The organism is Streptomyces inusitatus (assembly GCF_014651115.1).
Lineage (GTDB): Bacteria > Actinomycetota > Actinomycetes > Streptomycetales > Streptomycetaceae > Streptomyces > Streptomyces amakusaensis.
Genome location: NZ_BMWG01000036.1, coordinates 1 through 13,046, shown reverse-complemented (window position 1 = coordinate 13,046; position 13,046 = coordinate 1). Strand labels below are relative to the sequence as shown.

13 protein-coding genes and 1 pseudogene are annotated in these 13,046 nt (G+C 72.0%); 8 read left to right on the top strand and 6 right to left on the bottom strand.

Translation table 11 applies throughout. The features are described from left to right. Nucleotides 1-414 precede the first annotated feature (414 nt). Nucleotides 415-1,710 carry an MFS transporter gene (locus tag IE247_RS32430; RefSeq protein WP_190126943.1) on the top strand — a complete coding sequence of 432 codons (1,296 nt, stop codon included), beginning with the start codon at nucleotides 415-417 and terminating at the stop codon, nucleotides 1,708-1,710. Nucleotides 1,711-1,837: 127 nt separating this feature from the next. Then, nucleotides 1,838-2,443, top strand: a complete 606-nt coding sequence (locus IE247_RS32425) for a TetR/AcrR family transcriptional regulator (protein WP_190126942.1) — start codon at nucleotides 1,838-1,840, stop codon at nucleotides 2,441-2,443. Between the two features lie 36 nt (nucleotides 2,444-2,479). On the opposite strand, the gene IE247_RS32420 is transcribed toward IE247_RS32425, so the two are convergent. Continuing rightward, complete coding sequence (locus IE247_RS32420) at nucleotides 2,480-3,724, bottom strand: MBL fold metallo-hydrolase (protein ID WP_190126941.1); 1,245 nt, start codon at nucleotides 3,722-3,724, stop codon at nucleotides 2,480-2,482. Between the two features lie 258 nt (nucleotides 3,725-3,982). On the opposite strand from IE247_RS32420, the gene IE247_RS32415 reads away from it, so the two are divergent. Then, nucleotides 3,983-4,603: a TetR/AcrR family transcriptional regulator gene (locus tag IE247_RS32415; RefSeq protein WP_229869501.1), complete on the top strand. Its 621-nt coding sequence runs from the start codon at nucleotides 3,983-3,985 to the stop codon at nucleotides 4,601-4,603. 32 nt (nucleotides 4,604-4,635) lie between these two features. Here the strand turns inward: IE247_RS32415 and IE247_RS32410 are convergent, their stop codons facing one another. Both IE247_RS32410 and IE247_RS32405 read right to left on the bottom strand, forming a co-directional pair. Continuing rightward, entirely contained in the window at nucleotides 4,636-5,700 is a 1,065-nt protein-coding gene (locus tag IE247_RS32410) for a DUF6745 domain-containing protein (RefSeq protein ID WP_190126940.1), read from the bottom strand. Nucleotides 5,701-5,816: 116 nt separating this feature from the next. After that, on the bottom strand, nucleotides 5,817-6,143 hold the full coding sequence (locus tag IE247_RS32405; RefSeq protein ID WP_190126939.1) for a DUF8820 family protein: 327 nt from the start codon (nucleotides 6,141-6,143) through the stop codon (nucleotides 5,817-5,819). 182 nt (nucleotides 6,144-6,325) lie between these two features. On the opposite strand from IE247_RS32405, the gene IE247_RS32400 reads away from it, so the two are divergent. Beyond that, a complete protein-coding gene (locus IE247_RS32400) occupies nucleotides 6,326-7,285 on the top strand; it encodes an STM4015 family protein (RefSeq protein WP_190126938.1) in 960 nt (319 codons plus the stop codon). Nucleotides 7,286-7,352: 67 nt separating this feature from the next. On the opposite strand, the gene IE247_RS32395 is transcribed toward IE247_RS32400, so the two are convergent. Continuing rightward, the gene (locus tag IE247_RS32395; protein ID WP_190126937.1) at nucleotides 7,353-8,396 is read right to left on the bottom strand and encodes a helix-turn-helix domain-containing protein; all 1,044 of its coding nucleotides are present in this window, start codon (nucleotides 8,394-8,396) and stop codon (nucleotides 7,353-7,355) included. 102 nt (nucleotides 8,397-8,498) lie between these two features. On the opposite strand from IE247_RS32395, the gene IE247_RS32390 reads away from it, so the two are divergent. The 4 genes and pseudogenes from IE247_RS32390 (at nucleotide 8,499) to IE247_RS32380 (ending at nucleotide 11,449) form a co-directional block, all read left to right on the top strand. Further along, a complete protein-coding gene (locus IE247_RS32390; protein WP_190126936.1) occupies nucleotides 8,499-9,254 on the top strand; it encodes a DUF6415 family natural product biosynthesis protein in 756 nt (251 codons plus the stop codon). Between the two features lie 167 nt (nucleotides 9,255-9,421). Beyond that, nucleotides 9,422-10,024, top strand: coding sequence for a SpoIIE family protein phosphatase (locus IE247_RS32385; protein WP_190126935.1), 603 nt, complete (start codon nucleotides 9,422-9,424; stop codon nucleotides 10,022-10,024). Nucleotides 10,025-10,355: 331 nt separating this feature from the next. Then, a pseudogene (locus IE247_RS34655) lies at nucleotides 10,356-10,553 on the top strand (STM4012 family radical SAM protein); the annotation flags it as partial. An 8-nt stretch (nucleotides 10,554-10,561) separates the two neighbouring features. Next, entirely contained in the window at nucleotides 10,562-11,449 is an 888-nt protein-coding gene (locus tag IE247_RS32380; protein ID WP_190126934.1) for an STM4011 family radical SAM protein, read from the top strand. Between the two features lie 48 nt (nucleotides 11,450-11,497). On the opposite strand, the gene IE247_RS32375 is transcribed toward IE247_RS32380, so the two are convergent. Both IE247_RS32375 and IE247_RS32370 read right to left on the bottom strand, forming a co-directional pair. After that, entirely contained in the window at nucleotides 11,498-12,289 is a 792-nt protein-coding gene (locus IE247_RS32375) for an SGNH/GDSL hydrolase family protein (RefSeq protein WP_190126933.1), read from the bottom strand. Nucleotides 12,290-12,448: 159 nt separating this feature from the next. Continuing rightward, nucleotides 12,449-13,046 (bottom strand): M23 family metallopeptidase (locus IE247_RS32370; RefSeq protein ID WP_190126932.1); only part of this gene is annotated, 598 nt, incomplete at its 5' end.

The window sequence follows — 13,046 nt, the reverse complement described above, 5'->3', positions numbered from 1 at the left end:
GGGGGATCGGCTGTGCTGGGTGTGGGGTCCGGCTCGGACAACGGCGTACGGCGCGGGCGTTGGAAGCCCACCGTTGATCACTGGCCACACACAGTAGTCGCCTCATGAGCGTGGACGACGGGGAGTTGACAAAGTTCCCCGCTATTCACCCCGCTCTGGTATGAGGGCCCGCACTCCGGTGCGAAAAAGAACGGGCCGTTCCGGCCGGGCGGGCGGCGACTGACAGCGACGAACGGGGCGCGGGCGCGGCGCGGATCGCCTTCGCGGGGTGGGCCGTGCGGCCAGAAACTTAAACACTCGTTTCAATTGATACGATCGTTCAAGTTAGGTCCGCGTTTCCCGCCGGTCGGCACGGAGGCCCCGCCATGCCCGCTCAGCTGTTCCGATCCCGTCCCGCCGACGGCGGTGGCCGACGTGGCTAATCCGTACGGCGCGCTGTTCCGGGCCCCCGGATCGGTGGCCTTCTCCCTCGCCGGCTACATCGCCCGGCTGCCCATGGCGATGGCCGGGATCGGCATCATCACGATGCTGTCCGAGACGCGCGGCGAGTACGGTCTCGCCGGTGCCGTCGCCGCCGCGTTCACCCTGTCGACGGCCCTCCTCGGTCCCCAGATCTCCCGTCTCGTGGACCGGTTCGGCCAGGGACGGACACTGATCCCCGCCATGGGCGTCAGCGTGCTCTCGATGGGCGCGCTCCTGCTGTGCGTCCGCCACGGGGCCCCGGCCTGGGCCCTCTTCGCCTGCGCCGTGCCTGCGGGCGCGCTGCCCAACATGGCCGCGATGGTCCGCGCCCGCTGGGCCCATCTGTACCGCGACGATCCGCGGCTGCACAGCGCCCTCTCCTTCGAGTCGGTGGTGGACGAGCTGACCTTCGTGGTCGGCCCCGCGGTGGCCGTGACGCTGTGCACCGCGTTCTTCCCCGAGGCGGGTCCGCTGGCCGCGACAGCGCTGCTGGCGCTCGGGGTCCTGTTGTTCGTACCGCAGAAGCGGACCGAGCCTCCCGTGCTCCCGCCCACCGGGGGAAGCGGCGGAGGCAGCGGGGGAGGCGGCTCGGCCATCCGGATCGGGGCCCTGCGGCTGCTGACCCTCACCCTGGTCGCCGGCGGCGTGATCGTGGGCACGGTGGACGTGGCCGGCGTGGCCTTCGCCAAGGAGCAGAACATGGCGGCCGGAGCGGGCGTCGTCATCTCCGCCTACGCCATCGGCTCGGCCGCCTCGGGACTCGTCTTCGGCGCCCTCGAACTCAAGACCCCGCTCCCCCGGCTGCTTCTGCTGGGCGCTGTGGGCACGGCGCTGACCACCCTGCCGTTCCTGCTGGCCGACAGTGTCCGGTCGCTGGCGGCCGCGGTCTTCCTCGCCGGTCTCTTCTTCTCCCCCACCATGATCAGCATCATGGGGCTGGTCGAGAGGACGGTGCCCGCGGCCAAGCTCACCGAGGGGATGACCTGGGTGATCACCGGCCTCAGCGTGGGCGTGGCCCTGGGGGCGGCCGTCTCCGGGGCCATGATCGACGCGTACGGCCCCACCGGGGGCTTCCTCGTCGCCGTCGCGGCCGGGGTCGCCCTCGTGCTCCTCGCGCTCGTCGGCCAGCGCCCGCTCCTCGCCCGGACCGGCCGGGCGAAGTCCCCCGGGGCCCCCGGAGGCGCTGAGATCGCCGGGGCCGCCGGGGCCGCCGGGGCCGAGCCTGTCGGGCGGGCGGGGGCGCTCTGAGGATCCGTCATCGAGATCCCGCCGCCCCCGGGAACGGCACCCGCGAGCGGGTATCGTCTCCGGGGAATCGGCGTCGCGGCGGCCGGTCCCGGCACGAGGTCGCGGAGAGACCATCGGGAGAGAGCAATTGGGAGAGCCGAGCACCGACGGACGCCTGGCCAAGGGTGAGCGCCGCAAGCGGGAGCTGATCGAGGCGACCCTCCAGGTCGTCGCCCGTGAGGGCGTCGCGGGCGCCAGCCACCGCGCCATCGCCCGCGAGGCCGGGCAGCCCGCCACGGCCGCCGCCTATCACTTCAAGAGCATCGACGACCTGCTCACCGCGGCCCTGACCTCCTGCATGGACGAGGACGCCGACCGAATGCGGCGGCTCGCCGCCGAGGTGGACGGCACCGACACCAGCCTGCGTGCCCTCGCCCGGCTGATGGCCCAGGTGGTGTCCGTGCCCGACCGGCTGCTCGCCGAGTACGAGCTTTTCCTCCTGGCCGCCCGCCGGCCCGGCCTCCGCGGCCCCACACAGCGCTGGCTGGATGCCCTCGCGGACTTCGCGCGCAGCTACACCAGCAGTCCGGTACGGATCCGGATCCTCGTCGCCGTGGTCGACGGCATGCTGATGCAGGCGCTGCTGACCGACACTCCGCCGACCGCCGACGAGTACGAGACCGTGCTGCGGGAGATCCTGCTCCCCTCCGGCGGCCCCGGGAAACCCGGCGAAGGGGACGACCGCCCGCTCTGACCGGCGGGCGGGGCTGCTTGGGGCTGCCGCCCGATGTCAGTGATCGGCGGCCAGCTCGACCTCTCCCAGGGCCTCCCCCTGTGTCACGTCCGGCTCCGCGCGGCGACGCCACGGGCGCGCCAGCGGTCTGGACGCCTCGCGCCACCAGGGGGCCGTCGGCAGCGGCCCGGCGGGCTCGAAGGGGCGGCCGGGGACGGGGAACGCGACCGGCAGGCCGGCCTCCTCGGCGATGTCGTTCATCCACTCGGCCGGCTCCGCCCACGCGTGCAGGGCCAGGTTGAAGGTGCCCCAGTGGATCGGCAGCAGCACACCCGCCGGCCGGTCCCCCTGGAGGTCGAGATGGGCCTGGAGCCCTTCGGCGGGCGTCATATGGATGTCCGGCCATGCCCCGGGGGCCGGTGTGGTGTCCGTGTGCCCCTTGGGCCAGTACTGGCTGTAGGCGCCGATCTGGATCATGGTGGCGTCGAAGGGGCCGTGCTCGGCGCCGATCTCCCGGAAACCGGGGAAGTATCCCGTATCACCGCTGTGGTAGATCCGGTGCTCGGGGCCCGCGACGACCCAGGACGCCCAGAGGGTGTGCTGCTGATTGCGCAGCCCGCGACCGCAGAAGTGCCGGGCCTGGGTGGCGGTGAACCGGAGGCCGCCGACCTCCGCCGTCTCGTTCCAGTCCAGCTCGCGCAGCCGGGCGGGGGCCACCCCCCACCGCTCCAGGTGCGCGCCGACGCCGAGCGGGACCGCGAAGACCGTGTCGGTGGAGACCAGGGCCTTGATCGTGGGCAGATCGAGGTGGTCGTAATGGTCGTGGGAGATGACGACCACATCGACGGGGCCGAGGGCGGCGAGCGCCGCGGGCGCGGGATGGAACCGCTTGGGTCCGGCGAAGGAGAACGGAGAGCAGCGCTCGCCCCAGACCGGGTCGAACAGCACCCGCCGGCCGCCGATCTCGGCGAGCACGGTGGAATGCCCCATCCAGGTGAGGCGCAGCCCGGACGCCGGGGGCTCGGCCAGATCGGTGAGCGTGGTGGGGTGGAGGGGGATCGGGCCCTTGGGAGCCCTGCGGGCCCGGGCCTCCTTCTCGAAGTAGATCCTGGCGAACTCGGTCATGGGCACGCCGGACGGTCTGGTCCTGGCCGCGACGGGATTCTGGAAGACTCCGTCCGCGAAGTTGGGCGAGCTTCTGATCCGGTCCATCCGCGCTCCGGCGGGATCGGCGCCGAAGGCGGCCGACCGCAGGGAGCGCAGCCGGGATCTCAGCGGGTGGGGTGAACCGGCGCCGGTCACGGCACCTCCTGGTGTCGGGTCTTCTCATTATGTGCGCGGGCTGTGACAGTGCGGCGTGCGGATCGGCCGCACGGGCGGGCCCCGGGCCTCCGGGGCGTCACGGTCGGAGCAACGTGCGCGGCGGCCCCGATGTTCCTGCGCGGCGGGTTCGGGGGGTGCGAGGCAAGGCCGCAGAAAGGGGCACAGAACGGCTGAGCCCCTTTCCTCGTCTTTCGATTTCACCGCCTCCCACGAAGATCGCCTGTGTAAGGTGTCGCCGTGGCAAGAGTCCGGATGAGCGTGGCGGAGCGGCGTGCGGAACTCCTCGCGGCCGCCGTCGAACAGATCGAGCGGCGCGGTGTCGCCGCGGTGCGAATAGCCGATGTCGCCTCGGCTCTCGGGGTGAGCAACGCTCTGGTCCTGTATCACTTCTCGACCAAGGAGAAGCTGCTGGCGGCGGCGTTCACCCATGCCGCCGACGGGGACCTGGCCCATCTGCGCAAGCTGCTGGGCCGCCGCACCTCCGCGCTGCGCCGGCTGCGCGCCGCCGTCCGCTGGTACGCGCCGACCGGCACGGCCAAGGGCTGGCGGCTGTGGATCGAGGGCTGGTCGGTGGCGCTGCGTGAGCCCGCGCTGCGGGAGGTGACCCGCGGTCTCGATCAGCAGTGGAAGGCCGCGCTGACCGAAGTGATCGCGGAGGGCGCCGCGAACGGCGAGTTCCCCTGCGCGGATCCCGCCTCGGCGGCCTGGCGGCTCACCGCCTTCCTCGACGGGCTCGCCGTGCAGATGACCTCGTACGCCGGCTCCCTCACCCGGGCGGCGATGCTGGAGTGGACGGACGAGGCGCTCGCCCGGGAGCTCGGACTGCCGCGCGAGGCCCTGACCGCCGCCACCCGCTGACCACCGCCGCGGTCCCGGGTCCCTGCCCCCGCTCAGGTCTGGCGCAGCGGTTCGTAGCCCTCCTCCGTGAGTCCGAAGGTCCAGGCGACGCCCTCTCTGGCGGTCCTGGTGGCGGGCGGCACCCGGAGCCAGTAGGTGCGGAAGGACCCGTCCGGTTCGGCGGTGGAGTTGACCACCTCGACCATCACCACGTCCTCGTCGCCGCTGAGCTCTATTCGCCAGAGCACACCGGTCTCGTCGCGGTGCAGGGGCCGGGCCCCGGACTCGGCGAGATAGCGGTCGTAGCCGTAGAACTCCAGCATCACCCGGCGCAGTTCGGCGTTCTCCTCGGCGCGTACGCGCTCGGGGGTGAGCGAGGACAGCTCCTTCAGGAACTCCGCGGGCACCGGCATGCCGCGCCAGGCGTGGAGCCCGAAGCCGTCGGCGAAGCCGAGCGCCGGGCCGGTGCCGCTGTCCAGCCGGCCGGCCTCGTCCCGGTGCAGCTCGACCGGGCGTTCGCAGACGACCGCGGCGTTCTCGTAGGGCCACCACCAGCCGGCGTGGGCGGCGACGCGGGCGAGTCCTTCGAGCCGTTCGCCGCGGCCGTCGAAGGCGGCGAGCCAGGCCGCGTCGTGCTGTCCGAGAACGGCGTCCAGGAGGATCATCCGGATCTCGGTCTCGGTGGCGGACATCTCGACCAGCGGCAGCCATCCGTCCTCCAGGGGCGCGGCGGACGGTGTGTGCGCGCCGTCCGCCGCGGACAGCTCGGCCACGACCGCCTCGCGGATCCGCTCGGCCAGCGCGCGGGTGCCGTCCCAGAGCAGGGCGCCGGTGACGCTCCACAGCTCCGTCCAGCCCGCGGGCCCCAGCTCGTCGTGGACCCGGCGGCGCTCCTGGGCCCAGGGCAGGGTGCGCACTTCTTCCCGGACCGGGCGGCCCGCGTCCTTCAGGGCGCGGACGGCCTCCACGCCCGCGCGGGGCGAGTCGGCCCAGATGATCCGCTCCGGCTCGGTGAGCCCCGCGGTGCGGTAGGCGAGGCGGATGCCGTCCTCGGCCGCCGGGCGGTCCGCCGGTCCGGTCGCCGCCGCCACGGCCCGCCACTTCTCCATGTCCTGCATGTGTCTCCCCGTCCCTACTCTGCGCTCTGCGCTGTTCGATCGGTGTGGTGCTCAATCGCGGATGGTGCCGGTGACGCTGGTGGTGTCAGTGATGCCGAATGAGTGGCGGAGGCCGGTCAGTCGGCGACGACGCGGACGGAGCCCGGCAGATACTCGCGCTGGCGCAGCACGCGGTACCAGCCCCGGGGCAGTGCGATCACGGCGTGCTCCTCGTGGACCACCCGGCCGCCTTCCGGCAGATGGAGGACCATCGGGCCGAACGGACCCGGCTCGCGCACCAGCCGGCCGGGGCCGGGCACGGCATGGGCGTGGCCGGTGACCTCGCCGAGCGCGAGCACCAGCCGTCCCCGCGCGTCCCTCGACTCGCCCCGGGCGGCGAGGACATGCGGCGGCACGGCCTCCTGTGCGACGGGCACGATCAGCACATCTCCCTGCCGGTACATGGCTCTCCCCTCGAACGTCCGGCGCCGAGTGCGCCGAACTGCCGAAAACGCTAACGGCCGGGTCTGACAACGCGGCTCCGCACGGCTCGGGACCGGCCCCCCGGCGGGCGTTGTCAGTGCGGCTTGGTACAACTTCTCCCAACCAGCCGATCAACGCCGCCCGGTGTCTGGAGTCGTACGCCATGACCATTTCGGAGCATCTGCAGGAGCTGCACGGCCTGCCCGTGTTCGACTTCCCCGAAGCCGGCTTCGAGGCGAAGCTGCCGCCCGCGTCCACCGTGGCCTGGCGCATCGCCGTCGACGAGTACGGAGAGAATTCCGACGAGAAGTGGACGAGCGCCTTCGAGCGCTTCGCCGCCTCGGTCGACACCTCCGAGGTGCGGGCTCTGATCGTCGGGATGTGGCTGGAGCCGTACGACAGCGGCTCCGCGCCCGTCGTCGAGGCGCTGGCCGGGGCCGCCGGGCGGTTCCCGGCGCTGCGGGCGCTGTTCCTCGGTGACATCACCGGTGAGCAGTGCGAGATCTCGTGGATCAACCAGGGCCTGGTGACACCACTGCTCGACGCCTATCCGGAGCTGCTGGAGTTCGGGGTCCGCGGCGGTCAGGACCTGGTCTTCCCCCCGGTGCGGCACAAGCGGCTCCGTTCGCTCACCGTCGAGACCGGCGGGCTGGACGGCGAGGTCGTGCGAGGGATCGCGGCGAGCGAGCTGCCGTCGCTGGAGCGGCTCGACCTCTGGCTCGGCACCTCGGAGTACGGGGCGACGGCGGAGATCCGCGACCTGGAGCCGTTCCTCACCGGCACCCGGCTGCCCCGGCTGACCCATCTGGCGCTGCGCAACAGCGACATGCAGGACCTGATCGCCGACGGGCTCGCCGGCGCTCCCGTCGTCGCCCGGCTGGAGAGCCTCGATCTGTCCATGGGCACCCTGGGCGACGAGGGTGCGCAGGCCCTGCTGGGCGGCCAGCCGCTCACCCATCTGAAGAAGCTGGATCTGCACCACCACTTCATCGGCGAGGCGATGGCGAAGCGGCTGGCCGGGGCCCTGGAGCCGGCGGGCGTCGAAGTCGACCTCGCCGACGGGCACGAGATCCCCGACCCGGACGGCCGGGAAGACCACCGGTACACCGCCGTGGCGGAGTGAGCCGGTGAACCGGCTCGGAAACCGCCTCGGGCCCCTGGCGTCCTGAAAATGGATCCCGCCGAGGGGGTCAACGGCTCCGCCGCAGGGCGTCTTCCATGCGGGAGCGATAGTGGGCGTGGTCTCGCGGGTACCCCTCCAGGCCCGGAAGTACCTCGCTGATGCCCGCTGCGGCTTCCTGCCACCGGTGGCAGGCATAGGCCGTATCCGCGGCATGGAGCGCCGCCCGGGTGGGAGTGAGCCAGTAGAGCCAACCCGGGCGGTCGCCCTCGTCAGGGACCCGCGCGGCATCGCCGGCAGCTTGCTCGGCAAGCCGCAGCGCCCGGTCACGCTCGCCGACGGCGGCGGCGGCGAGCGACGCTTCATGCGCTGCGACGGATGACGCGGCAGGTGACAGACCGACGATGCCGCGTGCTGACTCTGCCGTCCGCAGCGCTCGTACGGGATCGCCGTGTTTCCGGGCATAGTTGGCCCTCACCCGGTGAAGCCAACTCGTCATATCGGCGAGTGCGGCGTCGGCGGCCCACCCGTGTGCGATGTCCAGCCAGGAGAGCGCGGCCCCGAACTTCTTGTTCTGCCACGCCACCCAGGACAGCCAGTGCGCGTGTTCCGATGCCAGACCCATGAGTTGATCTGCGATGTCCCCGGATGTTCCGGGGATCAAGCGGGTGACCGCATCCGTCTGGCTGCGCACCACCGCCCATAATTCGTTGCCTCCCACCTCGTCCTCCGCGCAGCGCTGGGTCGCGAGAACCTCGCCGATCCAACGGGCGGTGCGCAGGTCCGTTCGTCCGGTCCGGTGTCCGTGGGCGATCCGTTCCCGCAGTTCGCCGGAAGGCGACCAGTCTCCGTACTCCTTGGTCTGACCAACGTCCATCAGCTCGTCCGGCACCTTCAGCCCCTCGGTGATGCGAGCCTTCACCACTGCGGTCTTCACCTGCCTGCGGCCGGACTCGATGGCGGAAATATGAGGCTGCGGCATGCCGATCAGTGCTTCGAGCGCCTGCTGCGTCCTACCTGTCGCGCGGCGAAATTCGCGCAGGACAGCGGCCCAGTCTCCACGTGCCCATGCGGCACGCAGCCTCACGTCCGTCCACGGTGCCTTACCGCTCATGACTGGAATATACGCCGGAAGCCTTCAGGGCTGTATGAGGTTGGCGGGGCTGCACGCCCAGGATCGTCTCGTCCACACCGAGTCGGTTCGGAGAGACGCACGATGACGAACGAACAGGCCACACCTGCCGGGGAGCCCGGAGTGGCAACCCACGCCTTCATCTACGACAGGCACGCCACACTGGCCGGAGGGCTCCTCGAAGAACGTCTGGACCACTGCCGGCAGTATGCAGAGCGCCGGGGGTGGACCATCGCGGGAACGTGGGTGGATCTTGGGGACAATGCCCTCTCGTTCCACCATCGGCCGCTGTTGGATGGCCTGTGCACGGCGATGGGGCTCGCCTCGGGCCCTGCCGTCTGTCTGATCCACGACTGGGATCGCCTCAACCGCGAAGGCGAGTACAGGATCGCCCTGCGGCACCGTGTCCTTGAGGTGGGCGGGCACACAGAGACAACCGCCGGGGAGAGCGACGCGGCTGAGACGCGCCCCCTCAACGCCCGACGGCCGCAGGCGCGATCCCAGGACGTTGAACAACCGCTCGACCTCCCCACGATGCAGGGAAACGCACGGCGGCTCCTCGTCTCCGGCGGCGAGCTGCCGGAGAACGAGCTGGCGGCGCTGACGGAACTGCTGCGCGGTCATGTGGAGCTGTTGATCGGCGAGGTCGCGCAGCGTGTCGAGCGGTCCGCTCCCGAAGATCCTGCGGTCCTTGTCGCCCGGGTGGGCCTGAACGAGGCGAGGCGGCGGTTCATCACGCCGCCCGGCTTCGGCCCGGACGCCTCCTACCAGCACGCCCGGCGGCTGGCTCGCTCCACCTTCTCCCTCACGAACCACTACCAGAACCTCGCGCACGGCTGATGAGCCTCAGCCCCTGTACCCGTTCCCACATCCGGCTGCCGCGCTCCGCTCCCGCCGCCCCAACCACCCCGAACACGATCGTGAGAGCACTCATGTCCCGCACCGAACCGCTCGGCACTGTTTTCGTTGCCACTCGGCAGGGCACTGGTCCGAACAATGCGGACGCCGTGTCCGTGTTCACCGCGTCGGACGGCACGGTCGCGGCCGCTCTGGTCGATCTGGCCGGGCACGACGAGGGCGCGCCTGTGCTGGCGGAGCGTCTGGCGTGGGCGGCGGCGGCGATCGGGGCGCGGAAGGGGGCGGTCGCGGGGGTGCTGACGGCTGCCGCGCTCGTGGCGGAGCCCGTGCCCGGGGCCGGGCCGGACGGGGCCGTGGTCGTCGCGGTCGTCTGCCCCGGACGGGACGTCGAGATCTGCGTGGCGGGCGATGCCGTGGCGTACGGCTGGGACGGCCGGCATCTGATCGCGCGGACGGTCCCCCAGGGAGTGGGCGAGCGCCTTCACGTCTCCCTCGCGACCGCCGTCGCGCCGACCGTGGTCCCGTCCGGCGCACCGCCGGAGGAACTGCTGATCCTCCTCTCCGACGGGGCCGACCCGGGCCGCGACAGGCTGGAGGCCCTCGCCCGCGAGCACACCGCCGATCCGCAGGCCCTCGCCGACGCCCTCGTCGCGGCGGCCGGGCCGGACACGAAGGGGGAACGCGACGACGCGACAACCCTCGTCATCAGCGCCAACAGGCCCGTGCGGGAGTTCCGGCGACCCGCCCGATGACCACCCCGGCCCGGCAGCAGCGGCTCACCCCGGAGTGCCGCCCCGGCGAGTGCGAACTGTGCCCCGGCCCACAGGAGATACGCCTCCCGCATCAGTCTCCGGCCGAGACACCGATCCTCACGATCCGCTGCGCCCACCCCTGCCACCAGACCCCGCGCACGGCCGGAACGGGTTGACCAAGCGGTATCGGTCTGACGCCGCTGTTGCCGCATCACAGGCTGAGCCACCAGTGGCGCACGGAACACGCTCCGCACATGCGGGCAAGCTCACAGCCGCCCTACCGCTCGCTGCCTGTACCCAGCCTCGGGGATCGTCCGACTGAGAGTGAGGCGAGCGGTTCGGGACCGGTCCGGAGGACGACTTCGGGGTTGAGCCGGCGCGTTTCACGGAACTGGGCCGGCTCGACGGAGCCTCGGAGCCGGGGCTGCTCAGACTGAGCGAGCTGGGGCTGGCGTACTCGGACGCGCTGGGGCCGGAGCTGTTCTCGCCGTCCGTGCGCTCGGCGATGGCCGAGTACGAGCCGAGGTGAGGGACGCCATGGATCTGACCGTTCTCTACCGGGGACCGCTCTCCTCCTGCGACTACGACTGTCCGTACTGCCCGTTCGCCAAGCGGCGCGACAGCACGGAGCGGCTGCGGGCGGACCGGGCGGCGCTGGAGCGGTTCACCGCCTGGGCGGCGGCGGGGACCGAGGACCGGCTGTCGGTGCTGTTCACCCCGTGGGGCGAGGGGCTGACCCGGTCCTGGTACCGGCGCGCGCTCGTCGAGCTGTCCCGGCTGCCGCAGGTGCGGCGGGTGGCGATCCAGACCAATCTGAGCTGCCGTACCGACTGGCTCGCCGAAGCCGATCGGGAGAGCGTCGCGCTCTGGTGCACCTACCACCCGGGGCAGACGCCTTACGACCGCTTCCTCGGCAAATGCCATGAGCTGCACCGGCTCGGGGTCCGGTTCAGCGTCGGCACGGTCGGGCTGCCCGAACATCTGGAGCAGGCCCGCAGGCTCCGTGCCGAGCTGCCCGAGCACATCTATCTCTGGGTGAACGCGGCGGACGGGCACCGCTACACGGACGCGGAGGCCGCCGAGTGGACGGAGCTGGACGGCCTCTTCCCCTACAGCCGCGATCCGCACCGGTCGGCGGGGCTGCCCTGCCGTACGGGCGCCTCGGTGATCTCGGTGGACGGCGAGGGCACGGTGCGCCGCTGTCACTTCGTCCGGGAGGAGCTGGGGAATCTCTACGACGGTTCCTACCGCGCGGCGCTGGGGCCCCGGGCCTGTCCGCGCGCGGTCTGCGCCTCCCACAGCGGCTTTGCCCTTGTGGAGCCGCTGCCTCTGTACGCCGTCTCCGCGGGCGGTGTGCGGGAGCGAATCCCGGCCCGGCGGCCGCCCGCCGGGCCGGTGTCCGTGACGATCGGCCGCCATGGGTAGGGCCTCTTGCCCGGTCCGGACAAGAGGCCCCGAAGGTGGCGCCGTGCCTCAGAGCGGGAGCAGATCGGGGCGCTTGGCCTCGATGTGGTCGCCCGAGCTCTCGCCGCGCAGTCTGCGGCCGATCCAGGGCCCGAGGTGCTCACGGGCCCAGTGAATGTCGTCGCGCCGTACTTCCAGGGTGCCGCGCGGGGGCAGCGGGGGCCACGGCTGGTCGGGGTCGGCCGGGATGTCGAGCCCCAGCACCTGGGCGGCGCGGAGGGCGACCCGGGTGTGCCCCTCGGGGGAGAGATGGAGCCGGTCACCGTCCCAGGCACGCCGGTCCTGCACCGAGCGGAGCGACCACAGATCGAGCACGGGGCAGCCGTACCGGTCGGCGATGGCTCGTACGTGCGCGGTGTAGGTGGCGACCTTGCCCCGCAGATGACGCAGGACCGGCACCCCGCGGGTGTCGAATCCGGTGGTGACCATCACCGTGCCGACGGCGCCCGTGAGGTCGGCGACCGCACGCTCGAAGCGCTCGGCCACATCGTCGGGGTCGCTGCCCGGCCGGATGATGTCATTGCCCCCGGCACAGAACGACACCAGGTCGGGAGCGAGTTCCCTGGCCCTCGGCACCTGTTCGGCGACGATCTGGTCGAGGAGACGGCCCCGCACCGCCAGATTGGCGTAGCGGAATGTGTGCTCAGGCCTGCGATCGGCGAGGAGAACCGCGAAGCGGTCCGCCCAGCCGATGTAGCTCCCGTCCGGTCCGGGGTCTCCGACGCCCTCGGTGAAGCTGTCACCGATCGCCGCGTACGACCCGATCTCGCCCTTGGTCTCTGTTCTCGAATCGTCTGCCACAAGAACTCATCTTGTCCTTACAGATGTGACCTACGCGACCGTAAGGAGGGGTTGACGGGAGGTGATCTATACCACCGCACGATATCCACCGGACGGGAATACGGCCGAATCCCCTCGCGACGCGGTGCGGTACGAGGGGATTCGGGTGTGTCGGAGGGATCAGAGGGAGACGCCGTGCTGGCGCAGATACGCCACCGGGTCGATGTCCGAGCCGTATCCGGCGGCGGTGCGGATCTCGAAGTGAAGGTGAGGGCCGCTGGAGTTGCCGGTGGAGCCGGAGAGGCCGATCCGGGTGCCGCCGCTCACGCTCTGTCCGGCGGAGACGGAGAGGGAGGAGAGGTGGGCGTACTGCGAGTGGGTTCCGTCGGCGTGCCGGATGACGACCTCGTTGCCGTACGCACCGGCCCAGCCCGCGGAGACGACGGTGCCCGGGCCGACGGACCGTACGGCGGTGCCGGTGGGCGCGGCGAAGTCGACGCCGGTGTGGTAGCCGCTGGACCACATGGCGCCCGAGGCGCGGTACGCGGTGGTGACCGCGGCGGAGGCGAGCGGGGTGGTGTAGCCGGAGGAGACGGCCGGGGCTTCGGCGGCCGGCTCGGCCGGGGCAGGAGCCGGGGCCGGGGCGGCGGGCTGGGCCGAGGGCGCGGAAGCGGCGGCGGCGGGCGCGGGCGCGGTCTTCTCCGCCTGCGGGGCGGCGGGGTGGTGTAGCCGGAGGAGACGGCCGGGGCTTCGGCGGCCGGCTCGGCCGGGGCAGGAG

Coding starts and splice junctions, on each gene's coding strand:
- IE247_RS32405 (WP_190126939.1), bottom strand. CDS start 6,143: ATGTACCGGCAGGGAGATGTGCTGATCGTGCCCGTCGCACAGGAGGCC.
- IE247_RS32390 (WP_190126936.1), top strand. CDS start 8,499: ATGACGAACGAACAGGCCACACCTGCCGGGGAGCCCGGAGTGGCAACC.
- IE247_RS32380 (WP_190126934.1), top strand. CDS start 10,562: ATGGATCTGACCGTTCTCTACCGGGGACCGCTCTCCTCCTGCGACTAC.
- IE247_RS32395 (WP_190126937.1), bottom strand. CDS start 8,396: ATGAGCGGTAAGGCACCGTGGACGGACGTGAGGCTGCGTGCCGCATGG.
- IE247_RS32400 (WP_190126938.1), top strand. CDS start 6,326: ATGACCATTTCGGAGCATCTGCAGGAGCTGCACGGCCTGCCCGTGTTC.
- IE247_RS32410 (WP_190126940.1), bottom strand. CDS start 5,700: ATGCAGGACATGGAGAAGTGGCGGGCCGTGGCGGCGGCGACCGGACCG.